The following is a 25,501-nucleotide window of genomic DNA, read 5'->3' as shown; positions in this document are numbered from 1 at the left end:
GTTGGGAATTTCTCGTCCAGGCCGGCCTGAGCGCGTCCGCGCTACGTCCGCTGACTGGCCCCCGTGCGGAAGGCCCGGCGATACGCCGACGGTGAGGTCAGCATGACCCGGCCGAAGTGGTGCCGATAGGTCACCGGCGTGTCGAAGCCCACCGTGCGGGCGACCTGCTCGACCGGTGCGTCGGTCTCCTCCAGCAGGGTCAGGCTGGCGCGGATCCGCTGGTCGATGAGCCAACGGATCGGGCTGGTCCCGGTGGCCCGGGCGAAGTGCCGCAGGTAGGTGCGGGATGACATGTGCGCCCGCCCGGCGAGTTGGGCCACGCTCAGCGACTCGGCGAGATGGGCGAGCGCCCAGTCGATGCTGCCCGCGATCCGGTCGTCGTCCGGGTCGGCGGGCACCGGCGCCTCGACGAACTGCGCCTGCCCGCCGTCGCGGTGCGGCGGGATCACCAAGCGCCGGGCGACCGCGTTGGCGATTGCCGCGCCATGGTCGCGCCGGATCACGTGCACGCAGAGGTCCAGCCCGGCGGCGCTGCCGGCACTGGTGAGCAGGTCACCGTCGTCGAGGTAGAGCACGTCCGGGTCCACCTCGACCCGCGGGTAGCGCCGCGCCAGCAGCTCCGCGTACCGCCAGTGGGTCGTGGCCCGCCGACCGTCCAGCAGGCCCGCTCCGGCCAGCGCGAACGCGCCCGAGCAGATCGACATGATCCGGGCACCGCGCCGGTGCGCCTGGCGGAGCGCGTTGATCAGCTCGGGCGACGGGTCAGCGGTCACGTCCGATACGCCGGGCACGATCACCGTCCGCGCCGCCGCCAGCTCGGCCAGGCCGTACGGGGTGTGCAGGCTTGGGCGCGGGAGGGGCTGCCGGTGGTGACGGAGGCCGGGCTGACCCGGCGACCGGTCAACGACCTCACCGCGCCCGCCACGACGATCACCTGCGACTGCTGAGCCACCGCGCAGGCGGGCGAGGGTTCAGCCGGCGGGCTCGTCGCTGAGCTTCTCGCCGCGCCGGCGCAGCATGCCCAGCCCGGGGATGCCGGCCACGGCGAGTTTGAGGTCGCGGGTCACGTCGAGCAGGTCGTGCAGGTCGGGCCCGACGCGGTCCAGTGTGGCCAGGATCGGCAGGATGTCGGCCGTCAGGTGCTCCTTGAGCTTGGGCAGCTCGTCGATCAGGTGGATCGCCGCGCTGATCTCCTCGTGGCTCAACTCCTCGACGAACTTCCCGGCCATCGGCGCGGCACGGCGCAGCGCCGGCTCGTACGCCGCGAGCAGCTCGGCCGCCGTGGCGGCGGCCTCCGCGGCGGTGCCCACGGTGGCGGCGGCCCGGCCGGCCACCCCGTCGGCCTCGGCGACCACCGTGCCCGCCACCCGGGAGACCCGGTCGGCCTCGGCGACCACCACGGCGGCGGCGGTGGCCACCTCGGTGGCCGTGTCGATGGCGGTGGTCGCGGCGGCGCTGATGACCGCCACCTCGCGGACGGCCGTCTCGGCGTCGGTGAGCACCTGGTCGGTCCGGTCCAGGGTCGTCTCGATCCGGTCGACCACGCCGTTGATCCGGGCCAGCAGCGCCTCAACCCCGTCCAGCACCGCGAACGCGCGGGCGGGCACGGCGGCCATCGAGGCGGCCGTGCCGAGCGCTTGGTCGAGAGCGAAGCGGGTCAGGCCGACCACGGCGGCCGGGGTGGGGAGGGGAATCGCCATGGGATCAAGTGTGCGTCGGCCGCACCACAACCGCTCGACGGCGACGCGGCGGTGATGCTCATCGATTGTCACCGTGCTGTTCGACGGCGCGCTGCACGGCCCGGTAGATCTGCCCGAACCGTAGCGCGTCGGGGGTGCGCACCAGCAGGTCCTCCCGGCCGTGGTGCTGCACCCACAGCTCGTGCACGTGGCTGCCACGCTCGTAGGAGCGGTCCAGCCAGCCGAGGGGGATCTCCAGGAACGGCACCAGCACCAACGCCCCCACCGCGCAGGCGGCCAGAATGATCAGCGCCAGTTGCCAGTTGCCCCGGTCCTGAGCTGACCACGCCAGTGACAGCACGCAGACCACGGCGACCAGCGGCGGCAGCGAGAGCAGCAGCACCAGGACGCCGCGACCCAGCACCCGGCCGCGGACGGCGAGGGTTTTCTGCCCCCGCGCGTGCCAGACGAACGTCACGTCGGACAGGGCGATCACGCGACCGCCCGCCCGGATCGACTCGGAGGTCACCTGCACCGCGTCGTCCCGGTAATAGAGGGTCATCACTAAGCCTAACCACCGGCAGGGGCTGCGGGCGCAGCGAAGGACGCTCGCCATCCGCTTTGGCTGCCCCACATCCGCCCTGACGGAGGTGACCGACGGTCACCGCCGGGTGCCGGGTCGGGCCGGTTGGCTGTGCTCGACCGCGCGTTGCACCGCCCGGTAGATCTGACCGAAGCGCAGCGCGTCGCCGGTGCGCAGCAACCGCACCGGCTGGCCGCGCCAACGGGCCCAGATCTCCAGTTGGCGGCTGCCCCGGGCGTACGAGCGGTCCAGGTGTTCGAAGAGGAAGTCGGCGACCGGCCCGACGGCCAACCCGACCAGCACCGACGCGCCGACGATCGCGATCGTCACGGTGGGCGAGCGGTGCAGCCAGACGGCCACGCCGATGCCGAGGACCGCCGCGATCAGCGGCCCGGCGAGTGCGGCACCGATCGCGCCCCGGCCCACGAGCACGCGCCAGGAACGGGTGCCACGGCGGTGCCAGATCATGGTGATGTCGGTCAGCGCGTAGCTGCGGCCGTCGACTCGGAAGGTGGTGGAGGTGACCTGCACCGACTTGTCGTCGAAATAAGTGATCATGGCTGGACTCCCGCCCGAGGGGCTGACACCACACTACTTACCCAAACGAGTCGGGTCGTAAGGTTGGCACGCGACTTCGACGAGGAAGTGAGGGCAGCGTGGGCGAGTTCGTTCGGCTGGAGACCAAGGACGGCATCGGCACGATCCGGCTGGAGCGGCCGCCGATGAACGCGCTCAACACCCAGGTGCAGGAGGAGTTGCGCGCCGCCGCCGCTGCGGCCACCGCCGACCCCGAGGTCCGCGCCGTCATCGTGTACGGCGGGGAGAAGGTCTTCGCCGCCGGCGCCGACATCAAGCAGATGGCCGAGATGTCCTACGTGGATATGGCCGATCGTGCCGCGAACCTGTCCAGCGCGCTCGGCGCGATCGCCCGAATCCCCAAGCCGGTGGTCGCCGCGATCACCGGGTACGCCCTCGGCGGCGGCTGCGAGTTGGCGTTGGCCTGCGACTGGCGCGTGGTCGCCGAGGACGCCAAGCTCGGCCAGCCGGAGATCAAGCTGGGCATCATCCCCGGCGCGGGCGGCACCCAGCGCCTGGCCCGCCTGGTCGGCCCGGCCCGTGCCAAAGACCTGATCATGTCCGGGCGGATGGTCGACGCGCAGGAGGCGCTGCGGATCGGCCTGGCCGACCGCGTCGCCCCGGCCGCCGAGGTGTACGACACGGCCGTCGCGCTGATCACTCCGTACCTGACCGGGCCGGTGCAGGCGCTGCGCGCGGCGAAGCTGGCGGTCGACGGCGGCCTGGACATGGACCTGAACTCGGGCCTGGCCTGGGAGAGTCAGCTCTTCGCGGCGCTGTTCGCCACGGACGACCGGCGTGAGGGCATGACGGCGTTCGTCGAGAAGCGCAAGCCGGACTTCACCGGCCGCTGACCCGCCGGGTCCTACGCCCCAATTACCCCTGACCTCGGCGGCTTCCATCGGCCGGGACCACGGTCGGACGGTCAAGTGACTGGCCGGTAACCTGTGATCCCGGCCACGGACGATTGGGAGCGACATGACGGAGCGGATCGAGGGTCACGGCGGCGAGTTGGCGCTCGCGGCACTACGCGCGCACGGCGTACGGGAAATGTTCACGCTCTCCGGCGGGCACGTCTTTCCGCTCTACGACGCCGCGTACAAGACCGACTTCCCGATCTACGACGTCAGGCACGAGCAGTCCGCGGTCTTCGCCGCCGAGGCCGTGGCCAAGCTGCAGCGCCGCCCCGGCCTCGCCGTGCTCACCGCTGGCCCGGGTGTCACCAACGGCATCTCCGGCATGACCAGCGCGTTCTTCAACGCCTCCCCGGTCCTGGTGCTCGGGGGTCGCGCGCCCGCGTTCCGCTGGGGCTCCGGCAGCCTCCAGGAGATGGACCACCTGCCGCTGGTCTCCCCGATCACCAAGCACGCCGAGACGGTGTTCAGCACCGACGACATTCCGCGCGCGGTGGGTGCCGCGCTCACCGCCGCGCTCACCCCGCACCGCGGCCCGGCCTTCCTCGACTTCCCGCTCGAGACGGTCTTCTCGGTCGCCGAGGTCGAGCTGCCCGCCGTGACGGGCGTCGACCCGGTCGTGCCGGACCCGGAGGAGGTCGGCCGCGCCGCGATGCTCATCGCCGCGGCACAACGGCCGGTCATCATCGCCGGCTCCGACGTGTACGCAGGCGACGCGGTCGCCGCACTGCGCGAGGCGGCCGAGGCGTTGCAGGTGCCGGTCTTCGCCAACGGCATGGGCCGCGGGTCGCTCCCACCGGAGCACCCGCTCGCGTTCGCCAAGGCCCGCCGGGCCGCGCTCTCCGGCGCCGACGTGGTCGTGGTGGTCGGCACCCCGCTGGACTTCCGGCTCAGCTTCGGTGACTTCGGCGACGCCAAGGTGGTGCACATCGTCGACGCGCCCACCCAGCGGGCGACGCACGTGCAGCCGGCCGCCGCCCCCGCCGGCGACCTGCGTCTGATCCTCTCCGCGCTGGCCGACCACTCCGGTGACCGGGCCGACCACACCGACTGGATCGCCGACCTGCGGGTCGCCGAGGACGCGGCGAAGGCCCGGGACGCCGCCGAGATGGCCGCCGAGACCGATCCGATCCGCCCGGCCCGGATCTACGGCGAACTGCGTCGGGTGCTGGCCCGCGACGCGATCACCATCGGTGACGGTGGCGACTTCGTGTCGTACGCCGGGCGTTACCTGGAGCCGGCACAGCCCGGCACCTGGCTGGACCCAGGCCCGTACGGCTGCCTGGGCACCGGCATGGGTTACGCCATGGGTGCCCGGGTCAGTCACCCGGACCGGCAGATCTGCGTGCTGATGGGCGACGGTGCCGCCGGCTTCTCGCTGATGGACGTCGAGTCGCTGGTCCGTCAGAAGCTGCCGGTGGTGATCGTCGTCGGCAACAACGGCATCTGGGGGCTGGAGAAGCACCCGATGCAGGCCATGTACGGCTACGACGTGGCCGCCGACCTGCAGCCGGAGCTGCGCTACGACACGGTGGTCAGCGCGCTCGGCGGGGCAGGGGAGACGGTCGCCAAGGCGGCCGATCTGGGCCCGGCCCTGCAGCGGGCGTTCGACGCCGGAGTGCCGTACCTGGTCAACGTGCTCACCGACCCGACCGACGCGTACCCCCGCTCGTCGAACCTGGCCTGAGTCGCACCCGCCGCCGCCGTCGCCCCCAGTGGGCGGCGGCGGTTGCGTGTTTCTGCAGGTAAATCAGCGGAATATCAGCGCCGACCGCCGTACCGTCAGCCCGGGATCGGCGGGATGTCAGCCCTGTCGCCCATGGTGGTGTCACCACTGAAGAAGGCAGGAGATGCGATGGACTACGCGATCCGCGCCGAGGGCCTGGTGCGGCGTTTCGGCGCCACCACCGCCCTCGCCGGAGTTGATCTGGCGGTTCCGACCGGAACCGTCTTCGGTCTGCTTGGGCCGAACGGCGCCGGCAAGACCACCGCGGTGCGGGTGCTCGCCACCCTGCTGCTCGCCGACGAGGGACACGCCACGGTGGGCGGCTTCGACGTGGTGCGCGACTCGCACCGGGTGCGCCAGCTCATTGGCCTGACCGGCCAGTACGCCTCGGTCGACGAGACCCTGACCGGCGCGGAGAACCTGCTGCTGATCGGCCGGCTGCTCGGGTTGAGCAGGGCAGACGCCAAACAGCGCGCCCGCCAACTGCTCGCCGACTTCCAGCTCAGCGATGCCGCCGACCGGGCCGCCAAGACCTTCTCCGGCGGTATGCGCCGCCGGCTTGACCTCGCCGCCAGCCTGGTCGGTCGCCCGCAGGTGCTCTTTCTCGACGAGCCGACCACGGGCTTGGACCCGCGCAGCCGCAACGACCTCTGGGACATCGTCCGCACCCTGGTCGCCGATGGTGTGACGGTGCTGCTCACCACGCAATATCTGGAGGAGGCCGACCAGCTTGCCGGGCAGATCGCCGTGGTCGACCATGGCCGCGTGATCGCCCAGGGCACGCCGGAGGAGCTGAAGGCCAAGACCGGCGGACAGACCCTCACCGTGCGGCCAGCCGACATCACCGACCTGGTCACCGTGACTGCAATCGTCGGCGAGGTGACCGGTCTGACCCCCGAGGTGGCCCAGAGTGCCGTCATCGTCGCCGTGAACGAGGCGGGCGTACTGCCCGCGGTGGTCCGCCGTCTCGACGCCGCAGAGATCCCGGTCGCCGAGCTGGCGCTGCGCGGCGCCAGCCTGGACGAGGTCTTCCTCTCGCTCACCGGCCACCGGGCCGAGGACTCCCCGGCCGACACCGATCTGGAAAGGACGCTGGCATGACCGCCGCCACCCTCCCCGCTTCGCTGGAACCGGCCCGCCGGCTCAGCCCGGCTGCCGGGCTGCGGCACACCTTCACGCTTGCCTGGCGCAGCCTGGTGCAGATCAAGCACAACCCGATGGAGTTGCTCGACCTGAGCATCCAGCCGGTGATGTTCGTGCTGCTGTTCACCTATGTCTTCGGCACCGCCATCGCCGGATCATCGGGCGAATACCTCACCTTCATGCTGCCCGGCATCATGGTGCAGAACGCGCTCTTCGCCACCATGACGACCGGCTTCGGGCTGAACAACGACCTCACCAAGGGCGTGTTCGACCGTCTCCGGGCGCTGCCCATCGCCCGATGGGCGCCACTGGCTGGCCGGATCCTCGCCGACACCGTCAAGCAGGCCTGGTCGATCGCGCTGCTGCTGGGCGTCGGGTCGATTCTGGGTTTCCGGGTCGGCAACGGGCTACTCGGAGTGGTCGGGGCGTTCGCGCTGCTGCTGGCGTTCACGCTCGCCGCGTCCTGGATCTCGGTGCTGGTCGGCGTGCTGGTGAGCGAGCCGGACAAGGTGCAGATCTTCGGCTTCATGGTGATCTTCCCGCTGACCTTCACCAGCAACATCTTCGTACCCACCGACCGGATGCCGGGCTGGTTGCAGAGCTGGGTGGAGGTCAACCCGGTGACCGTGGTGGCCGACGCGCTGCGCGGGCTCCTGGTCAGTGGCCCGGTGGCTGGTCCGGTGCTCCAAACGCTGCTCTGGGGCTTCGGCATCGCGGTGATCTTCGCGCCGTTGGCGGTGCGCGCGCTCAGGCGTCGAGTGTGACCCGCAACAACTCCGCCACCTGATCCAGACGCGTTCCCCGGCCGCCCGCGTACGCCGGTGCTCACACCTCCGGCCGGTCACCCTCGCGCGGCGGCTCACCGTCGCGGCGCAGGTCGTCCTCGCGGCGGCGCAGGTCGTCCTCCCAGCGTTGGAACAGCTCCTGGTCCTCCTGCTTGGCGCGGTCCTGCATCGAGCGGAGGAACTCCGGGTCGTCGTCGGGGGCGACCGGCCGGGGGTGCTGCCGCTGGGCAGTGCCGGTGCCGCCCGGCCAGCCCTTGCGGGCGCCGGGGGCGGGCTCCCGGCCGGCGACGAACCAGGCGATCGAGCCGACCAGCGGAAAGAACAGGATGATCAGCACCCAGGCGATCCGGGGCAGGGCGCGGATCTGGCCCTCCTCGGCGGAGAGGCAACTGATCAGGGCGCAGACGGCGAGGACAATCTGCACCAGGAAGAGGAGGACGTACAGCCGGGCCATGCACCCATCATGGCGCATCGAGTCCCGTCACCACAGTCCGCGAATCACCGCCAGCACTCCCAGTAGCGCGAGCCCTACGGTGCCCAACGCGACCAGGGGCAGTGTCCGGCCGCCGGTGCGGGCCGGCCCGGTGCCGGTGCCACGAGGCCAACAGAGCACCAGCAGGGCACCCCACACCAGCACGATGACGCCGGCGATCAGCGCCCCGGCCGGGCCGCCTGTCGACGCCAGCCGGACGGCGAGCGCGGCCACCACGGTCAGCGTGAGCAGGGTGCGCCGCCAGGCCAGCCGGGTCCGCTCCGGTTGCAGCCCCGGGTCGCGTGCGGTGCTCACCGCCCACCGATCGCCCGGACCAGGACCGCGACCACCAGCAGCACCGCCCCGGCGCCGACGGCGAGAGCGAGGATGGCGGGAAACCGGGACGCGGGCAGCTCCTGACCCAGCCGGATGGCTCGTTCGGTACGCGCCCAGTGGTCCACCGCGCGGATCGCGACGGCGCCGCCGAGCAGCAGCAGCGCGACCGCGATCACCTCCCGTAGGTGGCTCATCGGCAGGGGCGGCAGGAACTGCGCGGCAGCCAACCCACCGCCGACCAGCGCCAGCCCGGTGCGTAGCCAGGCCAGGAAGGTGCGTTCGTTGGCGAGCGAGAACCGGTAGTCCGGCGGTTCACCGACCGAGCGCATCTCCGCCGGGTCGAACCATCGCCTGATCGCCGCCCACACGCTGGGAGAATATCCGCTTCCCCTCCCGCTTAGCCTGACTCGGTGACTGATCTCGACGTGCTGACGCTGCGTGCCGCCTACGACAACCAACTCCGCCCGGAGATCCCCGACCCGGTCCCGGCCGGGGTGACGGTCGAGCGGGACGGGCCGTTGGTCCGGATCATCGGGCTCGACGCCGGAGGCTTCCTCACCTACCGCGACCTGGGCGGACTCACCGGCGACGCGCTCGACGAGTTGATCGCCCGGCAGGTGGAGTTGTTCCGCGAGCGCGGCCAGTCGGTCGAGTGGAAACTCAACGGGCACGACGACCCGGCGGACCTGGCGGACCGCCTGCGCGCCGCCGGCTTCGTACCGGAGGACCGGGAGACCGTCGTGGTCGGGCCGGTCGCGCCGCTGGCCGCCGCGCTGCCGGTCATCCCCGAGGGGGTACGTCTACGTGAGGTGACCTCCCGGGCCGACCTGGAGCGGATCGCCGCCATGGAGGAGGAGGTCTGGCAGGAGGATCGCTCGCATCTCGTCCGGGGGTTGGCCAAGGAGATCGACGCCGACCCGCACTCGATCACCGTGGTGGTGGCCGAGGCGGACGAAACGGTGGTGAGCGCCGGCTGGGTCCGCTTCCCGGCGAACACCGGCTTCGCCACCCTCTGGGGCGGCTCGACCCTGCCGCAGTGGCGTCGCCGGGGCGTCTACCGGGCGCTGGTCGCCTACCGGGCGCGGCTGGCCGAGCAGCGCGGCCGGACGCTGTTGCAGGTCGACTGTTCCGAGGACAGCCGACCGATCCTGCAGCGGCTCGGCCTCGTCGCGGTCACCACCACCACCCCGTACGTCTACACTCCGTGATCATGGAGCAGCGGTTGACGGACGAGGAGCGGCTGACCCTCAAGACCGGAGCCTTCGGTGCAGTCTTCCTGGTCTCCAACGCCGACCCCGGGGTGTTGGGTGTGATCCGGGAGAGCATCGCCGCGTCCGCCGCGCTCGCCGACGCCAGCGGCACGGTCAAGGAGGCGCTGACCAGCGGCCCGCTGCCCCGGCTTCCCCGGGACTCGCAGCTGGAGATCGAGTCGGTGGTGCTGCCCGCGCTGCGGCAGTCGGTGCGCATCCTGCGCGAGAAGGCACCGCAGGACGTCGAGGCGTACCGCTCGGTGGTGTTGACCGCAGCGGATCGGGTGGCCCGTGCGCACGACGGGGTTGCGCCTGCCGAGGCGGCGGCCATCGACCTGATCCGGGGCGCGTTGGCCGAGCCGGCCTGACCGGCCGCCCGTCGGTGAGCTGTGTCACTCCGAGGGCCCCGGGAGGACAAGCTACCGGCAGGTAACATTGCGCCGTGGGAAACCGCACAACAGCCCGCGGTTGACCTGGCGTCGACCGACGCGCGACGCTGCGCCCCATACCGGGCGAGCGAATCGCATCACCACACAGGAGGGTCGTCGAAGCGCGATGAATATCGTCGTACTCGTCAAGCAGGTGCCTGATTCGGGCGCGGACCGCAACCTGCGCAATGACGACAACACCGTCGACCGCGGTTCGGCGAACAACGTGATCAACGAGATGGACGAGTACGCCATCGAGGAGGCGCTGAAGATCAAGGAGGCGCACGGCGGCGAGGTCACCATCCTGACCATGGGTCCGGACCGGGCGACCGAGTCGATCCGCAAGGCGCTCTCCATGGGCCCGGACAAGGCCGTCCACGTGCTGGACGACGCCCTGCACGGTTCCTGCGCCGTCGCCACCTCGAAGGTGCTCGCCGCCGCCCTCGGTCAGCTCGGCGCTGACCTGGTGATCTGCGGTGCCGAGTCCACCGACGGCCGCGTTCAGGTCCTGCCGCACATGCTCGCCGAGCGGCTGGGCGTCGCGGCGCTCACCGGTGCCCGCAAGCTCACCGTCGACGGTGCCACGCTGACCGTCGAGCGGCAGACCGAGGAGGGCTACGAGGTCATCACCGCCTCCACCCCGGCCGTGGTCTCCGTGTGGGACACCATCAACGAGCCGCGCTACCCCTCCTTCAAGGGCATCATGGCCGCCAAGAAGAAGCCGGTGCAGACGCTCTCGCTGGCCGACCTCGGCGTCGCGCCCGCCGAGGTGGGCTTCGACGGTGCCACCAGCACCGTCGTCGAACACACCAAGCGCCCGCCGCGCTCCAGCGGTGCCAAGATCACCGATGAGGGCGAGGGCGGCGTCAAGCTGGTCGAGTTCCTCGCCACCGAAAAGTTCGTGTGAGAGCGGGTCTGGACATGTCTGAGGTTCTCGTCGTCGTCGAAGCCACCAAGGAATTCGGCGTCAAGAAGGTCACCCTGGAAATGCTCACCCTCGCCCGCGAGCTGGGCACCCCGAGCGCGGTGGTGCTCGGCGGCGCTGGTGCCGCAGAGGCACTGAGCGGCAAGCTGGGCGAGTACGGCGCGGAGAAGATCTACGCCGCCGAGGGTGACGAGATCGACGGCTACCTGGTGGCCCCCAAGGCCACCGTGTTGGCTGAGCTGGTCAAGCGGGTGCAGCCGGCCGCTGTGCTGCTGGCCTCGGCTCAGGAGGGCAAGGAGATCGCCGCCCGGCTCGCCGTCAAGCTGGACAACGGCATCCTGACCGACGTGGTCGGCCTCGACGCCGACGGCACCGCGACCCAGATCGCGTTCGCCGGCTCCACCATCGTCAAGTCCAAGGTCACCAAGGGCCTGCCGCTGGTCACCGTCCGGCCCAACTCGGTCACCCCCGCCCCGGCGGCGGCCACCCCGTCGATCGAGCAGCTCACCGTGTCGGTCACCGACACCGACAAGCTGGCCAAGGTCGTCGAGCGGGTCGCCGAGCAGAAGGGCTCCCGCCCCGAGCTGACCGAGGCCGGCGTGGTTGTCTCCGGCGGTCGCGGTGTCGGCAACGCCGACAACTTCAAGCTGGTCGAGGAGCTGGCCGACCTGCTCGGCGGCGCCGTCGGCGCGTCCCGCGCAGCCGTCGACTCCGGCTTCTACCCGCACCAGTTCCAGGTGGGCCAGACCGGCAAGACGGTCTCCCCGCAGCTCTACGTCGCGCTCGGCATCTCCGGTGCCATCCAGCACCGGGCCGGCATGCAGACCTCGAAGACCATCGTCGCGGTCAACAAGGACGGCGAGGCACCGATCTTCGAGCTGGCCGACTTCGGCGTGGTGGGCGACCTCTTCAAGATCGTCCCGCAGGCCGCTGAGGAGATCCGCAAGCGCAAGTGACCCTGCCGGCGCCCCGGCACCGCACGAACGAACGAAAAGAGTGGCCGCCCAAACCGATGGGCGGCCACTCTTCTTCGTGGGAGCTGATCGGCGGGCCGGGGAGCTGAACCGGCCCGCCGATCAGCCCGTCAGGGTGCCCCTCAGGAGGCTGTCGCCGGAATGAACTGGCTTGTTGTCGTACTGCTCGGCGGAAACGTCGACCACCGAGTAGCTCTTGAGATCGACGTTCGGGGGCAGAGGCAGTAGCGCATCCGGGCCGCCACCCAGAGTGCCGACCGAGAGCATCTTCACCGTCGTCGGATTGATGAGCCAGACCTCGTAGTACCCCGGGACGCGCGGGAGATTCGCCACATGCAGATGTAATTGGTGATTTTGCAGGACCCGCGCATCCCCTGGGCGTCCGGCGGCGTCGATCCGTACGCCGCCAACGGCGCGCGTTCGACGCCAAGGCCCGCAAGTACCGCGACAACGTCGTCGTCACCGCGGTGCCCGCCTGACCGGGGGCCACCGACGTCATGCCGGGGTGGGGAAACCCACCCCGGCCGTTGCGCGGAGTCCCCTCCGGCATTCGGTCCCCCCAGTGTCAGCCGTAGGCTGAGTGGTGATGGCTTACCTGGATCACGCGGCGACGACTCCAATGCTCGACGAGGCACTGGAGGCGTACGTCGCTACCGCCCGCGAGGTCGGCAACGCGTCCTCCCTGCACGCGTCGGGTCGGCGTGCCCGCCGCCGCGTCGAAGAGTCCCGCGAACGAGTAGCCGCGGTGCTCGGTGCCCGACCATCGGAAGTGATCTTCACCGGTGGTGGCACGGAGAGCGACAACCTTGCCGTCAAGGGCATCTTCTGGGCCAGACGGGCAACTGTCCCCGGCCGCCGTCGGGTGATCTCCAGCGCCGTCGAGCACCACGCGGTGCTGGACGCGGTCGACTGGCTCGTCGAGCACGAGGGCGGCGAAGTCGGCTGGCTGCCAGTCGACGCCGCCGGCCGGCTCAACCCGGAGGACCTGCGCGCCGAACTGTCCGCACACGCCGACCAGGTGGCCATGGTCACCGCGATGTGGGCGAACAACGAGGTGGGCACCCTCCAGCCGGTCGCCGAACTGGCCGCCGTCGCGGCCGAACACGGCGTGCCGTTCCACACCGACGCCATCCAGGCCGTCGGCCAGGTGCCCGTCGACTTCGGTGCCAGCGGGGTCGCCGCGCTGACCGTCACCGGGCACAAACTGGGCGGCCCGACCGGGGTGGGCGCGTTGCTGCTCGCCCGGGACGTGGCGGCCACACCCCTGCTGCACGGCGGCGGCCAGGAACGCGACGTCCGTTCCGGCACCCTCGACACCGCCGGCATCGTCGCCTTCGCGGTCGCCGTCGAAACGGCAGTGAAGGGCCAACAGGAGTACGCGACCCGGGTGGCCGCGCTCCGCGACGACCTGATCGAGCGGGTACGGCAGGCGGTGCCCGAAGTGATCTACAACGGTGACCCGGTCGACCGACTGCCCGGCAACGCGCACTTCTCCTTCCCCGGCTGCGAGGGCGACGCCCTGCTGCTCCTGCTCGACGCCCAAGGCATCGCCTGCTCGACGGGGTCGGCCTGCTCCGCGGGGGTCGCCCAACCGTCGCACGTGCTGCTGGCAATGGGCGCCGACGACGACCGCGCCCGATCCTCGCTGCGCTTCTCCCTCGGCCACACAAGCACCCAGGCCGACATCGACGCATTGATAGCGGCCCTCCCCGCAGCAGTGGACCGAGCCCGCCGAGCAGCCGCCCTCCGCACCCCCCGCTAACAGCCCGCCCGACCCCTCCTTCCCGCGCGTCCGCGCCCCCCTCTCCGCGCGATCTTGCACTTTCGGTTTGCTGTTCGTGGCTTTTGCGGCCTTTGCCGGGACAGAAAACGCAAGATCGCGCGGCCGGGGGCGCGGAGGGGCTTGATGTTCACGGCCCGACCCGCTGCTGTGTCGATCATGGAGTTGTGGTGGGTTACAAAAGGTGCCTTCCGTCTCTCTCGGGCACCACAACTCCACGGGCGACGGGCGGCGGGCGGCGGGCGGCGGGCGAGGCGGTCAGCGGGGTGGCGGGGGGAGCGCCGGTGGCGGGGGTGGCGGGGGTGGGTGGCGGGTTTGGGGGTGGGGTGGGCTGGGTGGATAGGGTTGCGTGGGGGACGAGCGCGCGGGGATGGGAGTGAGCTGGTGAGGGTTCTGGCGGCGATGTCGGGCGGGGTTGACTCGGCCGTGGCGGCGGCGCGGGCAGTAGCGGCCGGGCACGACGTGACCGGTGTGCACCTGGCGCTGGCTCGCAATCCACAGACCTACCGGACCGGGGCGCGTGGTTGCTGCACCCTGGAGGACTCCCGGGACGCACGACGGGCCGCCGACGTGATCGGCATCCCGTTCTATGTGTGGGACATGGCTGACCGTTTCCACGAGGACGTGGTGGACGACTTCGTCGCCGAGTACGCCGCCGGCCGTACGCCGAATCCCTGCCTGCGCTGCAACGAGAAGATCAAGTTCACGGCGGTGCTGGACCGGGCGGTTGCCCTGGGCTTCGACGCGGTGGTGACCGGGCACCACGCCCGGTTGGGCCCGGACGGGCTGCTGCGGCGCAGTGTCGACGTGGCCAAGGACCAGTCGTACGTGTTGGCCGTGCTCACCCGCGAGCAGTTGGACCGTTCGATGTTCCCGCTGGGCGACTCGACCAAGGTGCAGGTTCGCGCGGAGGCCGCCGAGCGTGGCCTGGCTGTGGCCGACAAGCCGGACTCGCACGACATCTGCTTCATCGCCGACGGTGACACCCGCGGCTTCCTGGCCGGCCGGCTCGGCGAGGCGCCCGGCGACGTGGTGGACGCGAGCACCGGCGCGGTGGTCGGCAGTCACAGCGGCGCGTACGCGTACACCGTGGGGCAGCGTCGTGGGCTGCACCTGGACCGGCCTGCCGCGGACGGACGGCCGCGCTACGTGCTCTCCATCACCCCGAAGACCAACACGGTGACCGTTGGCCCCGCCGAGGCGCTGGAGGTGTCCGAGGTGCGCGCCGTTCGTCCGGTCTGGACCAGTGGTGCCCGTCCGGACGCACCTGTCGAGTGCGAGGTGCAGCTGCGCGCACACGGTGCTGTGGTGCCGGCGACGGTCGCCCTCGACGGTGACATGCTGCACGCCGAGCTGCGTCGGCCGGTACGCGGCGTTGCCGCCGGTCAGGCCGTCGTGGCGTACCGGCCGGACCCGGCCGGCGACGTGGTCCTCGGTTCGGCGACCATCACCGGCTGACCGCGCGGTCGGCGCACTGCCTGCGCGTACGTCGGGATAGCCTTCGGCCGTGACAGATCAGGCGTGGCCCTGGCCGGCCGGCGCGGCAACCGGAATTGGTTCGCTGCCCGGCACCGACATCGCCGAGGCCCAGCGGGTGGTCCTTGGTGAGCTTCCCGACCTGCCCCACCTGCCCGAGTTGCCGGCCCGGGGTCCCGGCGCCGACCTGATCGGCCGCGGTGCCGGGCTGCTGGTCGAGCTGCCCGTCGAGGTGTACGCCGGGCGGTGGCGGGTCGCCCCGCGCCCGGGCCGCGACCTGCGCCGGGCCCGTGACCTCATGGAACGCGACCTGGACCAACTCGCCGAGCAGGCCGAGGAGTACGCCGGGCCGATCAAGGTGCAGGCCGCTGGCCCGCTCACGCTGGCCGCTTCCCTGGAGTTGCCGATCGGTGGCCGCCTGTTGCGTGATCCCGGTGCGGTGCGCGATCTGACCGGTTCCCTCGCCGAAGGGCTGCGCGCGCACGTCGCGGCGGTGGCCCGGCGGCTGCCCCGGGCGTCGGTGCTGCTCCAGTTGGATGAGCCGTCACTGCCGACCGTGCTGGCGGGGCGGGTGCCGACCGAGAGCGGGTTGGGCGCGTACCGGGCGGTCGAGTCGGTGGACGCGGCCGCGCTGCTGCGCACGGTCGTCGAGGCGGTCGGGGTGCCGACGGTGGTGCACTGCTGCGCCCCGGACGTGCCGCTGGAGCTGATTCGCTCGACCGGCGCTGTCGGGGTCGCCCTCGACCTGGACCTGGTCACCAAGCTGGACCCGCTGGGTGAGGCGATCGACGCTGGTCTCGGGCTGCTGGCCGGCGCCGCACCGACCCGACCGCCGTCGGCCGGTGGCGCGCCGACCTCCGCGCAGATCGCCGATCGGGTACGCCAGATCTGGGACCGCCTCGGCTTTCCTCGTCGGCAGCTCGCCGAGCAGGTGGTGATCACCCCGGCCTGCGGCCTCGCCGGTGCCGACGGGCAGTACGCCCGGGCGGTACTCGCCGCGTGTCGGGACGCCGGCCGGCGGTTCGCCGAAGACTGAGGTTTCCTGTCGTACCCGGTGGGCAGAATGACGGTCATGATTGGACAGCTACGTTCAGTGGTGATCGATTGCCCGGATCCGCAGGCGTTGGCGGCGTTCTACGCCGAACTGCTCGGCGTGCCCCTGGCCGAGGGTGAGTCCGACGACGACTGGGTGGTGCTGGGCGGCCCGCCCGGGCACCAACCGCGCCTCGCCTTCCAACAGGCGCTCAACCTGCGGCCGCCAGCCTGGCCAGATCCGGAACGCCCCCAGCAGTTCCACCTGGATGTGACGGTGGACGACATCGAGGCCGCCGAGAAGGCGGCCCTGGCGCTTGGTGCGCAGCGGCTGCCCGGTGAGGGCGAGGGTTTCCGGGTCTACGCGGATCCGGCCGGCCACCCGTTCTGCCTCTGCTGGGACTGAGCCTGGCGTGGGTTGCGGCGGCCGGGCATCATGGCCGCCGTGAAACCAACCTCGGCGCTGCGCGCCTCCGGCTCGCTCTTCGGCCTCGCCTACGGTGACGCGCTGGGCAAGCCGACCGAGTTCCTCACCGTCGCCGAGATCCAGCGCCGGTACGGCCCGACCGGTCCGCGTGAGCTTTCCGGCGAGCCGGCGCTGGTCACCGACGACACGCAGATGGCACTGGCGGTGGGTTGGGCGCTGCACGAGGCGCCGACGCTCACGCCGGAGGTGGTGGAGCCGCTGTTGCGGGAGCGTTTCCTGGCCTGGGCGGTCAGCCCAGACAACAACCGCGCCCCGGGGATGACGTGCCTGCGTGCCTGCGCGGAGTTGAGCCGTGGGCTGCGCTGGCAGGAGGCGACCGTGGCCGGGTCGAAGGGGTGCGGGGCCAACATGCGGGTCACCCCGGTCGGCTTGCTCAACGTTGACCTGGACACGATGGCGGGGTTGGCCCAGTTGCAGGCCGGGTTGACCCATGGGCACCCGACCGGGTTGGCCGCCAGCGAGCTGACCGCGTACGCGGTCTTCGCGCTGCGCGCGGGTGCCACGTTGCCTGAGCTTCCCGCGATCCTCACCGAGCGGGCGCGGTCCCAGCGCCTGGTCTACCGGGAGCAGTGGCTGGGCGATCTTTGGCAGCGCCCCGGGGTCGGCACGCCGGAGGAGTTCATCGCCCGGGGCTGGGACGAGTGCCTGGTGGTGCTGGGCCGACTGACGAACGCCCTGGGGCAGCCGGACGACGGTGGTGACCCGTGTCGGGCCACCGGGGAGGGTTGGGTGGCCGAGGAGGCCCTGGCCACCGCGCTGCTCTGCGCCGTGCGGCATGCCGACGACCCGGTCGCGGCACTGGCCCGGGGCGCGACCACCGCCGGCGACTCCGACTCGATCGCAGCCCTGGCCGGCGCGTTCGTCGGCGCGGCCGTCGGGATGACCGCCTGGCCGCCCGGATGGGCCAACCGCATCGAGTACGCCGACCAGCTCGCTACCCTCGGTGCCGCCTGGGACTGATGGGGTCGTCCCACGAGGGTGGGTCAGCTGGTGGGCAAATGGCGCAGGCTGCGGACCTTCCGCCACAGGTCGGCGTCGCAGCGGCCGGCGTGGTCGGCGAAGGCGGCCGAGCTGATGCGGATCGGCTCGGTCAGGCTGAGGTAGCTGTCGTGCTCGGCGTCGGGATCCCAGTCCCGGGTGGGGATCCGTACGTGGTCGTCCCGGTCACTCTTGTCCTGGCTGGTGATCTTCAGGACATCCGCGCCCTGGGAATCCGCGCGCAGAACCAGACACGGCCGGACCTTCGACCCGCTGCCCTCGGCGTACGGAACGTCAGCCCACCAGATCTCGCCCGGCGCCGGCGTGCCCGCCTTCCGGTCGGTGTCGCCTGAGCGGGGCTTGGCGGCCGGCCGGTCGGCGCCACGTGGCCGAGGCGGCGCGGGACGACGACCACCGGTGCGGGCCGTGGCACCCCGATCCGGCCGAGTGCCCGGACGCCGGGTGGCCTCCCGCTGCCGCCAGCTGTTCCACGCCCAGCCGGCAGCCACCGCCAGCAGGATCGCCCCCGCCCAGAGCAGCGTCTCGGGCATTGTCACCTCCGCGTAAGTGCGGCACGAGAGCCACATGGTCCGGCGATCCTCGCACGCCACCACCCACGCCGCCCGCCAACCACACCCGCAGCCGCCGCACCCTCGGAAGGACGCCAGCGCGGGGTGAGGGCAGGGTGATCACCGCTGGCGGGGTGGCGGGGTGGCGGGGTGGCAGGGTGGCGGGGTGGCGGGGTGGCAAGGGTGGCAGGGGTGGCAGGGTGCTTGGGTTTCCCTTTGCTCTGCTTCAACGGAGGCAACACTTACGCGGCAGAAGTGTTGCCTCCGTTGAAGCAGAGCAAAGGTGGTGAGGCGGGGGTGGTGCTTCCCCCTCGTCGGGCATCGAGGGCTGCACCGCGCGCCACGATCGGCGCCTGGCCGGGCGCTGAGACGAGGTCATCTCGGGTTGCCACGCCGACCCGCGCCCTAACGCAACGCTGTTGTCCCGCAGATCATCAAGTGATCAGTGGAACGCGGTAAGGGACGTCGCTCCGGGCACGGGCGGGCGACGGATTGTCACCCCGGCCCGATACCGTGCCCGAGTAGCGTGATCAGGGAGGTCGCAGGCGTGTCCGAAGGTGGCGGTGTGTCCGAGGAGCAGATCGGTCAGCAGGTCAGCCCGGAGCAGGAGGCGGTGGCCGGGGCTGAGCCGACGCCGCAGGCCCGGGAGCGGCACGCCGTGCTCAGCCAGGAGCTGACCGAGCACCAATACCGCTACTACGTGCTGGACGCGCCGACCATCGCCGACGCCGAGTTCGACCGGCAGTTGCGCGAGTTGGAGGAGTTGGAGGCGGAGTTCCCGGCGTTGCGTACGCCCGATTCCCCGACGCAGCGGGTGGGCGGCACGTTCTCCACCGACTTCACCCCGGTCACCCATGCCGAGCGGATGCTCTCACTCGACAACGCCTTCGCCGACGAGGAGTTGGCGGCCTGGGCCGAGCGGGTCGAGCGGGACGCGGGCGGCCCGGTGCCCTACCTGTGCGAGTTGAAGGTCGACGGGCTGGCGATCAACCTGACCTACGAGCGTGGCCGGCTGGTTCGGGCGGCCACCCGGGGCGACGGCCGCACGGGCGAGGACGTCACCGCCAACGTGCGCAGCATCCGCGACGTGCCCAGCCAGCTCGCGCCGTCCGCCGAATTCCCGGACATCCCGGAGTTGCTGGAGGTCCGGGGCGAGATCTACTTCCCGATCGCCGGGTTCGCCGACCTCAACGCCGGCCTGGTGGAGCAGGGCAGGGCACCGTTCGCCAACCCGCGCAACGCCGCTGCGGGCAGCCTTCGGCAGAAGGATCCGCGGGTGACTGCCTCCCGGCCGCTGCGCCTGGTCGTGCACGGCATCGGCGCTCGCCGCGGGTTCCAGCCCACCGCGCAGTCCGAGTCGTACGCGGCGCTGCGGTCCTGGGGGTTGCCGACCAGCGACCGGTGGCGGGTCGTACCGGATCTGGCCGGCGTGGCGGAATACATCGCCTACTACGCCGAGCACCGGCACGATGTCGAGCACGAGATCGACGGCGTGGTGGTCAAGATCGACCCGGTGTCGATCCAGGGCCGGCTCGGGTCGACCAGCCGCGCCCCGCGCTGGGCGATCGCCTTCAAGTACCCGCCGGAGGAGGTCACCACCAAGCTGCTCGACATCGAGGTCGGTGTCGGGCGCACCGGCCGGGTCACCCCGTTCGCGGTGCTGGAGCCGGTGCACGTTGCGGGCTCCACGGTCGCCCAGGCCACCCTGCACAACGCCCGCGAGGTGGAACGCAAGGGCGTGCTGATCGGCGACACGGTGGTGCTGCGCAAGGCGGGTGACGTGATCCCCGAGGTGCTCGGCCCGGTGGTCGACCTGCGCCCCGCCGACGCGCGTCCGTTCGTGATGCCCACCACCTGCCCGTCCTGTGGCACCCCGCTCGCCCCGGCCAAGGAGAGCGACGTCGACATCCGCTGCCCCAACACACACAGCTGCCCGGCGCAGCTGCGGGAGCGGGTGTTCCACCTCGCCGGCCGGGGCGCGTTCGACATCGAGGTGCTCGGCTACAAGGGTGCGGGGGCACTGCTGGACGCGCAGATCATCACGGACGAGGGTGACCTCTTCCAGCTCGACGCCGAGCAGCTGTCCCGGTCGCCGTTCTTCGTCAACAAGGACGGCACCCTCGGCAGCAACGCGACCAAGTTGCTGGACAATCTCGCGGTCGCCCGGGAGCGCGAGCTGTGGCGGGTACTGGTGGCGCTCTCCATCCGGCACGTCGGTCCGACCGCGGCCCGGGCGCTGGCCCTGCACTTCCGCTCAGTGGACGCCATCGACGCGGCAACGGAGGAGGAGCTGTCCTCGGTCGACGGGGTCGGGCCGACCATCGCGGCCAGCCTTCGGGAGTGGTTCGCGGTGGACTGGCACCGCGAGGTCGTCCGCAAGTGGGCCGAGGCGGGCGTACGGATGGCCGAGGACTCAGTCGACGAAGGGCCGCGCCCGTTGCAGGGGTTGACCGTGGTAGTGACCGGCACGCTCGCCGGTTTCTCACGGGACCAGGCCGCCGAGGCTGTGCAGACCCGGGGTGGCAAGGTCAGCGGGTCGGTCTCCAAGAAGACGAGCTTCGTGGTCGTGGGGGACAACCCCGGGTCCAAGGCCGACAAGGCGGCCAGTCTCAAGGTGCCGGTGCTCGACGAGGCCGGGTTCCGGGTGCTGCTGGACGCGGGTCCGGACGCCGCGCGGGAGGTCGCCCAGCTGGGCGGCTGACCTCGCTGGAGGCTCGACGCGGCGACTGGCCGCGTATACCAACTTAATTACGACTACGACCGATTCGTGACTGTCATACCGGGAAATCGGGGGCTGAGGGCGTTTCATTGGGTCACGGCGTGCGCATCGGCACGCCGACGGTCGGTCGGGAGGTGTGGTGGAGGTCGCCGACCCGCGCAACTCGCTCCCCCCGGGACGGGTGGCACCGTTCGCCGCCTTCGTCGTCGGCATCCTGGTGGTCGCCGCGCTGACCGCCGCCGGTCCAATCGCGACGCTTCCCGGTGAGGTGTCCCGACTGCCGGTGGCGTTCTGGACGATGGCCGCCCTCGCCGTGGTCTGCGACGCCCGCCCGTTCGTCCCGCCAGGGCGTCGGCAGACCTCCGCGGTGTTCCCGTCCACTTGCTTCACCTTCGCGATCCTGCTCGGCTGGGGGCTCGGCCCGGCGGTGGTGGTGCAGGCGGTCGGGGTGGTCGTCTCGGGCTGGCGGATGCGGCACGCGGCGTGGCGGACGGCGTTCAACGTCGGCCAGTACGCCTGTGCCCTCGCCGCCGCGTACGGGGTCATCCAGCTCGGGCCGGGCACCATCTTCTCCGGTGGCCGGTTGCACTGGACCGACGTGGCCGCCGTCGGCGGCGCCACGCTGGCCTGGTTCGTCGTCAACTACGGGCTGGTCAGTTGGGCGGTGCGACTGCGCTTCGGTGACCGGTGGTGGCCCACCCTCCGTCAGGGCCTCGGCTTCGAGTTGCTCTCCACCGGCTCGCTGCTGCTGCTCGCCCCCGTGCTGGTCGCCGCCGCGCGGGTCAGCGCGGCGCTGATCCCGCTGGTGCTGGTGCCGCTCTTCGCCGTCTATCGGATGGCCCGGTTGACCGTCGAGCAGCAGCACCTCGCCGCCGCCGACCCGCTGACCGGGCTGCCCAACCGCAAGGCTCTGCTGGCCGAGGTGGCGGAGCAGGTGCACCTGCATGCCGAGCGGACGGCCCGCGGCGAACCTGACGGGCAGTTGGCGCTGCTGCTGATCGACCTGGACCGTTTCAAGAACGTCAACGACGCCCTCGGGCACGCCGTGGGCGACCGGCTGCTGGTCGAGGTCAGCGCTCGGCTCACCGACGTGCAGCCCCGACCGCAGATGATCGCCCGGCTCGGCGGCGACGAGTTCGCCATCGTGATGACCGGGCTGACCGGCGTCGGTCAGGCGCGTGAACTGGCCGACCGGGTGGTCCAGGCGCTGGCCGAGCCGGTGCCGCTGGACGGGCTGCCGTTGGACGTGGGCGGGTCGATCGGGATTGCCCTCTTTCCGGAGCACGGCGAGGACTTCGCCACCCTGATGCGCCATGCCGACGTGGCAATGTACGACGCCAAGCACCGCAACGACACGGTGGCCGTCTACGCCCCCGAATCCGACCACAACTCCGCGGAGCGGCTCGGCCTCCTCGCCGACCTGCGCCGCGTGCTCGAGGCCAGCCCGTCGGCCAACGGGCCGTTCGACGCTGAGCCGGCGGGTCGAGCCGACGGGCCGTTGGGCGTCGACGTACCCCTCGCCGCGACGGCGGAGGTGCGTGGCGGTGACGGGGCGGCGCTGCCCACCCCGGCCGAGGCTTCGCCGCACACGGACCCGGCGCCGGCGATCGCCTCGCCACCGGCGACGGGCGGCCGGTGGTGGGGACGTCGTCGGCGCGGCGACGCGGAGCTGGTGCACGCCGATGAGCTGATCAACCGGATCGCCACCGGAGCCGACCCGATCCGGGGCCGCAACACCCGTGCCACGGTCACCGGCACCCGCCCGGGCCTGCCCCGGGAGCGACGCGGCGCCGGCAACGGCGGGCGGTCGCCGAACACGAGCGGGGTGGCCGCGATGGGTAACGGCGGTCCCGCGCCGCGGCGGGACATCGGGTCCGGCACGCCGGCGCAACCGTTCGAATCGACCGGGTGGGCGCACGGGGCCGGCGAGTTGGCTGACGACCCCGGTGAGATCACCATGTACTACCAACCGCAGATTGCCATCGCGACCGGCGAGGTGGTCGGCGTCGAGGCCCTACTGCGCTGGCGGCACCCGCGACGGGGCATGGTCGACCCGGAGGAGCTCATCCGGGTCGCCGAGCAGAGCGCGGTGATGCGGCTGCTGACCCGGCGGGTCGTCGACGACGTGGTGGAGCAGATCGCCAAATGGTCGGCGGCCGGCATCAGTCTGCGCGCGGCGTTGAACGTGAGCGTGCGCGACCTGCACACCGGCGAGATCGCCGACCAGATCGCCGACCGGCTGGCCCGTTACGGGGTGCCGGCCGAGCGGCTGCAGGTGGAGATCACCGAAGGCGCGTTGATGGCCGACCCGCGCCGGGTGCTGGCCACCATCTCCCAGTTGCACCGGATCGGGGTGGCCATCTCGCTGGACGATTTCGGCACCGGGTATTCCTCCATGCAGCACCTGCGCCGGTTGCCCCTGTCCGAGGTGAAGGTGGATCGGTCGTTCGTGCTCGGCATGGCCGAGGACGCCGACGACGCGGCGATCGTCCGGTCGATGATCGAGCTGGCCGGCGCTCTGGGGCTGCGGGTGGTGGCCGAGGGCGTGGAGGACGAGCGGACCTGGCGGTTGCTGCACGCCGCGGGCTGCGACGCTGCTCAGGGCTGGTTCTATGCCCGGCCCATGCCCGCCGAGGAGTTGGTCACCTGGCTTGCCCGGTACCGGCCGGTTCGCCCGAGCGGCGGGCACCCGGAGCCGGACGGCGGTCGGCGTTCCACCCGCTGACCCGCCCGCCGACACGGCACGAGGGCCGGCGGAGGGGGAGTCGGGGACGCGGCACCGGAGCGGAACAATAGACTCGCTCCGGTCACCGCGCGTCACGCACCACCCATCGCGCGGCCGGCACACCGCCCGACCAGCAGGACATCAGAAGGGGGCACGGATGGCCGCCATCTCCCGCGAGGAGGTCGCGCACCTGGCGCGCCTGTCGCGGCTCGCCGTCACGGAGGAGGAGCTGGACACCTTCGCCGGCCAGCTCGACGTGATCCTCCAGGCGGTCGCCCAGGTCGGCGAGGTCGCTGCCGCGGACATTCCGCCGACCTCGCACTCGGTGCCGCTGACCAACATCTTCCGCGAGGACGTGGTCACGCCGTGCCTGACCCCGCAGGAGGCGCTGTCGGGCGCGCCCGACGCCGAGGACCAGCGGTTCCGCGTACCGCGGATCCTGAGCGAGGATGTGGCGTCATGAGCGATCTCACCAGAATGACCGCGACGGAGATCGCGGCCCTGGTCGCTGGCGGCGAGACCTCCGCCGTCGAGGTGACCCAGGCGCACCTGGACCGGATCACCGAGGTCGACGACCGGGTGCACGCCTTCCTGCACGTGGACACCGAGGGCGCGCTCGCCGCGGCCCGCGCGGTGGACGAGCGCCGCGCCGCCGGCGAGGTGCTTGGCCCGCTGGCCGGTGTGCCGGTCGCGGTGAAGGACGTGCTCGCCACCCGGGGCGTGCCGACCACCGTGGGGTCGAAGATCCTGGAGGGCTGGCGCCCGCCGTACGACGCGACGATCGTGCAGCGTCTGCGCGAGGCGGGCACGGTGATGCTCGGCAAGACCAACATGGACGAGTTCGCGATGGGCTCTTCCACCGAATACTCGGCGTACGGAGCCACGCACAACCCGTGGGACCTGAGCCGGATCCCGGGCGGCTCGGGTGGTGGCAGCGCCGCCGCGCTGGCCGCGTACGAGGCGCCGCTGGCGATCGGCTCGGACACCGGCGGCTCGATCCGCCAGCCCGGCGCGGTCACCGGCACCGTGGGCGCGAAGCCCACCTATGGCGGCGCCTCCCGCTACGGGCTGGTCGCCTTCTCCTCGTCGCTGGACACTCCCGGCCCGTGCGCGCGTACGGTGCTCGACGCGGCCCTGCTGCACCAGGTGATCGGCGGCCACGACCCGCGGGACTCCACCTCGATCCCGCAGCCGGTGCCGGACGTGGTGGCGGCGGCGAAGCTCGGCGCGACCGGCGACCTGACCGGCGTGCGGCTCGGCATCGTCAGCGAGTTCGTCGGCGAGGGCGCCGAGCCGGGCGTGATGGCCGCGTTCCGCGAGTCGGTGGACGCGCTGACCAAGATGGGCGCCGAGATCGTGGAGGTCTCCTGCCCCACGTTCGCGTACGCGCTGCCGGCCTATTACCTGATCGCCCCGAGCGAGTGCTCCTCCAACCTGGCCCGGTTCGACGGCGTCCGGTTCGGCCTGCGGGTCGGCGACGACGGCAACCGGTCGCTGGAGGAGGTCATGTCGCTGACCCGCGAGGCCGGCTTCGGTCCCGAGGTCAAGCGCCGCATCATGCTCGGCACGTACGCGTTGTCGTCGGGTTACTACGACGCGTACTACGGCCAGGCGCAGAAGGTCCGGACGCTCATCACCCGGGACTTCACGGCCGCGTTCGAGCGGGTCGACGCGCTGATCTCGCCGACCACCCCGTTCACGGCCTTCCCGATCGGCGCGCGCACCGCCGACCCGTACCAGATGTACCTGGCTGACCTGTTCACCATTCCGACCAACCTGTACGGCGGGCCGGGCATCTCGGTGCCCTGCGGTCTCTCCGAGGGGCTGCCCGTCGGCCTGCAGGTGATGGCACCGACGATGGCCGACGACCGGATGTACCGGGTCGCCGCCGCGCTGGAGTCCGCGGTCGGCACGTTCACCCCACCGGCACTGTGAGGCAGGAGC

Annotated in this window: 24 protein-coding genes and 2 pseudogenes; 17 read left to right on the top strand and 9 right to left on the bottom strand. The window is 71.8% G+C overall.

Annotation, left to right across the window (positions count from 1 at the left end; all coding sequences use genetic code 11):
- Positions 1-41 precede the first annotated feature (41 nt).
- From ACLQ28_RS16515 to ACLQ28_RS16500, 4 genes and pseudogenes are all read right to left on the bottom strand, one after another.
- Positions 42-845 (bottom strand): annotated as a pseudogene (locus ACLQ28_RS16515) (helix-turn-helix domain-containing protein); the annotation flags it as partial.
- Positions 846-971: 126 nt separating this feature from the next.
- Positions 972-1,700: a hypothetical protein gene (locus ACLQ28_RS16510; RefSeq protein ID WP_425687141.1), complete on the bottom strand. Its 729-nt coding sequence runs from the start codon at positions 1,698-1,700 to the stop codon at positions 972-974.
- A gap of 58 nt (positions 1,701-1,758) precedes the next feature.
- A complete protein-coding gene (locus tag ACLQ28_RS16505) occupies positions 1,759-2,241 on the bottom strand; it encodes a DUF6232 family protein (RefSeq protein WP_425687140.1) in 483 nt (160 codons plus the stop codon).
- Positions 2,242-2,340: 99 nt separating this feature from the next.
- The gene (locus ACLQ28_RS16500; RefSeq protein ID WP_425687139.1) at positions 2,341-2,820 is read right to left on the bottom strand and encodes a DUF6232 family protein; all 480 of its coding nucleotides are present in this window, start codon (positions 2,818-2,820) and stop codon (positions 2,341-2,343) included.
- A gap of 98 nt (positions 2,821-2,918) precedes the next feature.
- Between ACLQ28_RS16500 and ACLQ28_RS16495 the strand changes: the two genes are divergently transcribed.
- The 4 genes from ACLQ28_RS16495 to ACLQ28_RS16480 all read left to right on the top strand — a co-directional run bounded on the left by ACLQ28_RS16495 (position 2,919) and on the right by ACLQ28_RS16480 (position 7,385).
- Positions 2,919-3,692 (top strand): enoyl-CoA hydratase/isomerase family protein, encoded by a 774-nt coding sequence (locus ACLQ28_RS16495; RefSeq protein WP_425687138.1) that lies wholly within the window; start codon positions 2,919-2,921, stop codon positions 3,690-3,692.
- A gap of 124 nt (positions 3,693-3,816) precedes the next feature.
- Entirely contained in the window at positions 3,817-5,439 is a 1,623-nt protein-coding gene (locus ACLQ28_RS16490) for an acetolactate synthase (RefSeq protein WP_425687137.1), read from the top strand.
- A 168-nt stretch (positions 5,440-5,607) separates the two neighbouring features.
- Complete coding sequence (locus ACLQ28_RS16485) at positions 5,608-6,579, top strand: ATP-binding cassette domain-containing protein (protein WP_425687136.1); 972 nt, start codon at positions 5,608-5,610, stop codon at positions 6,577-6,579.
- Positions 6,576-7,385: an ABC transporter permease gene (locus ACLQ28_RS16480; protein ID WP_425687135.1), complete on the top strand. Its 810-nt coding sequence runs from the start codon at positions 6,576-6,578 to the stop codon at positions 7,383-7,385. Before ACLQ28_RS16485 ends, ACLQ28_RS16480 begins: the two co-directional genes overlap by 4 nt.
- 61 nt (positions 7,386-7,446) lie before the next feature.
- Here the strand turns inward: ACLQ28_RS16480 and ACLQ28_RS16475 are convergent, their stop codons facing one another.
- From ACLQ28_RS16475 to ACLQ28_RS16465, 3 genes are read right to left on the bottom strand one after another with little or no spacing between them, the layout of a single operon-like run.
- Positions 7,447-7,860 (bottom strand): PLD nuclease N-terminal domain-containing protein, encoded by a 414-nt coding sequence (locus tag ACLQ28_RS16475; RefSeq protein ID WP_425687134.1) that lies wholly within the window; start codon positions 7,858-7,860, stop codon positions 7,447-7,449.
- Positions 7,861-7,887: 27 nt separating this feature from the next.
- Positions 7,888-8,193, bottom strand: coding sequence for a DUF202 domain-containing protein (locus ACLQ28_RS16470; protein WP_425687133.1), 306 nt, complete (start codon positions 8,191-8,193; stop codon positions 7,888-7,890).
- Positions 8,190-8,543: a YidH family protein gene (locus tag ACLQ28_RS16465; RefSeq protein ID WP_221310801.1), complete on the bottom strand. Its 354-nt coding sequence runs from the start codon at positions 8,541-8,543 to the stop codon at positions 8,190-8,192. Before ACLQ28_RS16465 ends, ACLQ28_RS16470 begins: the two co-directional genes overlap by 4 nt.
- 81 nt (positions 8,544-8,624) lie before the next feature.
- Between ACLQ28_RS16465 and ACLQ28_RS16460 the strand changes: the two genes are divergently transcribed.
- The 4 genes from ACLQ28_RS16460 to ACLQ28_RS16445 all read left to right on the top strand — a co-directional run bounded on the left by ACLQ28_RS16460 (position 8,625) and on the right by ACLQ28_RS16445 (position 11,773).
- Complete coding sequence (locus ACLQ28_RS16460; protein WP_425687132.1) at positions 8,625-9,422, top strand: GNAT family N-acetyltransferase; 798 nt, start codon at positions 8,625-8,627, stop codon at positions 9,420-9,422.
- Entirely contained in the window at positions 9,419-9,832 is a 414-nt protein-coding gene (locus ACLQ28_RS16455; RefSeq protein ID WP_425687131.1) for a hypothetical protein, read from the top strand. The genes ACLQ28_RS16460 and ACLQ28_RS16455 overlap by 4 nt, the downstream gene beginning before the upstream one ends.
- Before the next feature lie 187 nt (positions 9,833-10,019).
- Positions 10,020-10,799: an electron transfer flavoprotein subunit beta/FixA family protein gene (locus ACLQ28_RS16450; protein ID WP_425687130.1), complete on the top strand. Its 780-nt coding sequence runs from the start codon at positions 10,020-10,022 to the stop codon at positions 10,797-10,799.
- A 14-nt stretch (positions 10,800-10,813) separates the two neighbouring features.
- A complete protein-coding gene (locus ACLQ28_RS16445) occupies positions 10,814-11,773 on the top strand; it encodes an electron transfer flavoprotein subunit alpha/FixB family protein (protein WP_425687129.1) in 960 nt (319 codons plus the stop codon).
- A 120-nt stretch (positions 11,774-11,893) separates the two neighbouring features.
- Here the strand turns inward: ACLQ28_RS16445 and ACLQ28_RS16440 are convergent.
- Positions 11,894-12,207: pseudogene (locus ACLQ28_RS16440) on the bottom strand (anti-sigma factor); the annotation flags it as partial.
- A gap of 170 nt (positions 12,208-12,377) precedes the next feature.
- Here ACLQ28_RS16440 and ACLQ28_RS16435 point away from each other — a divergent pair.
- The 5 genes from ACLQ28_RS16435 to ACLQ28_RS16415 all read left to right on the top strand — a co-directional run bounded on the left by ACLQ28_RS16435 (position 12,378) and on the right by ACLQ28_RS16415 (position 17,526).
- Positions 12,378-13,553 carry a cysteine desulfurase family protein gene (locus ACLQ28_RS16435; protein ID WP_425687128.1) on the top strand — a complete coding sequence of 392 codons (1,176 nt, stop codon included), beginning with the start codon at positions 12,378-12,380 and terminating at the stop codon, positions 13,551-13,553.
- Positions 13,554-13,955: 402 nt separating this feature from the next.
- Positions 13,956-15,029 (top strand): tRNA 2-thiouridine(34) synthase MnmA, encoded by a 1,074-nt coding sequence (gene mnmA / locus ACLQ28_RS16430; RefSeq protein WP_425687127.1) that lies wholly within the window; start codon positions 13,956-13,958, stop codon positions 15,027-15,029.
- Positions 15,030-15,078: 49 nt separating this feature from the next.
- Complete coding sequence (locus ACLQ28_RS16425) at positions 15,079-16,083, top strand: methionine synthase (protein ID WP_425687126.1); 1,005 nt, start codon at positions 15,079-15,081, stop codon at positions 16,081-16,083.
- Positions 16,084-16,119: 36 nt separating this feature from the next.
- Positions 16,120-16,485, top strand: coding sequence for a VOC family protein (locus ACLQ28_RS16420; protein ID WP_425687125.1), 366 nt, complete (start codon positions 16,120-16,122; stop codon positions 16,483-16,485).
- A gap of 30 nt (positions 16,486-16,515) precedes the next feature.
- The gene (locus tag ACLQ28_RS16415; protein WP_425687124.1) at positions 16,516-17,526 is read left to right on the top strand and encodes an ADP-ribosylglycohydrolase family protein; all 1,011 of its coding nucleotides are present in this window, start codon (positions 16,516-16,518) and stop codon (positions 17,524-17,526) included.
- Positions 17,527-17,549: 23 nt separating this feature from the next.
- Here the strand turns inward: ACLQ28_RS16415 and ACLQ28_RS16410 are convergent, their stop codons facing one another.
- Positions 17,550-18,095, bottom strand: coding sequence for a type II toxin-antitoxin system PemK/MazF family toxin (locus tag ACLQ28_RS16410; protein WP_425687123.1), 546 nt, complete (start codon positions 18,093-18,095; stop codon positions 17,550-17,552).
- A 583-nt stretch (positions 18,096-18,678) separates the two neighbouring features.
- Here ACLQ28_RS16410 and ligA point away from each other — a divergent pair.
- From ligA to gatA, 4 genes are all read left to right on the top strand, one after another.
- Positions 18,679-20,814, top strand: a complete 2,136-nt coding sequence (gene ligA / locus ACLQ28_RS16405; protein ID WP_425687122.1) for an NAD-dependent DNA ligase LigA — start codon at positions 18,679-18,681, stop codon at positions 20,812-20,814.
- Between the two features lie 157 nt (positions 20,815-20,971).
- Positions 20,972-23,557, top strand: coding sequence for a putative bifunctional diguanylate cyclase/phosphodiesterase (locus ACLQ28_RS16400; RefSeq protein ID WP_425687121.1), 2,586 nt, complete (start codon positions 20,972-20,974; stop codon positions 23,555-23,557).
- Positions 23,558-23,714: 157 nt separating this feature from the next.
- Positions 23,715-24,020, top strand: coding sequence for an Asp-tRNA(Asn)/Glu-tRNA(Gln) amidotransferase subunit GatC (gene gatC, locus ACLQ28_RS16395; protein WP_053659512.1), 306 nt, complete (start codon positions 23,715-23,717; stop codon positions 24,018-24,020).
- The gene (gene gatA / locus ACLQ28_RS16390) at positions 24,017-25,492 is read left to right on the top strand and encodes an Asp-tRNA(Asn)/Glu-tRNA(Gln) amidotransferase subunit GatA (RefSeq protein ID WP_425687120.1); all 1,476 of its coding nucleotides are present in this window, start codon (positions 24,017-24,019) and stop codon (positions 25,490-25,492) included. Before gatC ends, gatA begins: the two co-directional genes overlap by 4 nt.
- The last annotated feature ends 9 nt before the right edge of the window (positions 25,493-25,501 follow it).

The sequence above is a fragment of the Micromonospora sp. DT201 genome (genome assembly GCF_049841575.1).
Classification (GTDB): domain Bacteria; phylum Actinomycetota; class Actinomycetes; order Mycobacteriales; family Micromonosporaceae; genus Micromonospora.
The sequence above is the reverse complement of the archived record's forward strand: the minus strand, read 5'-3'. Positions and strand labels throughout refer to the sequence as shown.

Bases quoted from the DNA above. Each gene is read 5' to 3' on its own strand.
- ACLQ28_RS16510 (WP_425687141.1), bottom strand. From the start codon at position 1,700: ATGGCGATTCCCCTCCCCACCCCGGCCGCCGTGGTCGGCCTGACCCGC.
- ACLQ28_RS16505 (WP_425687140.1), bottom strand. From the start codon at position 2,241: ATGACCCTCTATTACCGGGACGACGCGGTGCAGGTGACCTCCGAGTCG.
- ACLQ28_RS16500 (WP_425687139.1), bottom strand. From the start codon at position 2,820: ATGATCACTTATTTCGACGACAAGTCGGTGCAGGTCACCTCCACCACC.
- ACLQ28_RS16490 (WP_425687137.1), top strand. From the start codon at position 3,817: ATGACGGAGCGGATCGAGGGTCACGGCGGCGAGTTGGCGCTCGCGGCA.
- ACLQ28_RS16485 (WP_425687136.1), top strand. From the start codon at position 5,608: ATGGACTACGCGATCCGCGCCGAGGGCCTGGTGCGGCGTTTCGGCGCC.
- ACLQ28_RS16480 (WP_425687135.1), top strand. From the start codon at position 6,576: ATGACCGCCGCCACCCTCCCCGCTTCGCTGGAACCGGCCCGCCGGCTC.
- ACLQ28_RS16475 (WP_425687134.1), bottom strand. From the start codon at position 7,860: ATGGCCCGGCTGTACGTCCTCCTCTTCCTGGTGCAGATTGTCCTCGCC.
- ACLQ28_RS16465 (WP_221310801.1), bottom strand. From the start codon at position 8,543: ATGCGCTCGGTCGGTGAACCGCCGGACTACCGGTTCTCGCTCGCCAAC.
- ACLQ28_RS16450 (WP_425687130.1), top strand. From the start codon at position 10,020: ATGAATATCGTCGTACTCGTCAAGCAGGTGCCTGATTCGGGCGCGGAC.
- ACLQ28_RS16445 (WP_425687129.1), top strand. From the start codon at position 10,814: ATGTCTGAGGTTCTCGTCGTCGTCGAAGCCACCAAGGAATTCGGCGTC.
- ACLQ28_RS16435 (WP_425687128.1), top strand. From the start codon at position 12,378: ATGGCTTACCTGGATCACGCGGCGACGACTCCAATGCTCGACGAGGCA.
- ACLQ28_RS16420 (WP_425687125.1), top strand. From the start codon at position 16,120: ATGATTGGACAGCTACGTTCAGTGGTGATCGATTGCCCGGATCCGCAG.
- ACLQ28_RS16415 (WP_425687124.1), top strand. From the start codon at position 16,516: ATGGCCGCCGTGAAACCAACCTCGGCGCTGCGCGCCTCCGGCTCGCTC.
- ACLQ28_RS16410 (WP_425687123.1), bottom strand. From the start codon at position 18,095: ATGCCCGAGACGCTGCTCTGGGCGGGGGCGATCCTGCTGGCGGTGGCT.
- gatC (WP_053659512.1), top strand. From the start codon at position 23,715: ATGGCCGCCATCTCCCGCGAGGAGGTCGCGCACCTGGCGCGCCTGTCG.
- gatA (WP_425687120.1), top strand. From the start codon at position 24,017: ATGAGCGATCTCACCAGAATGACCGCGACGGAGATCGCGGCCCTGGTC.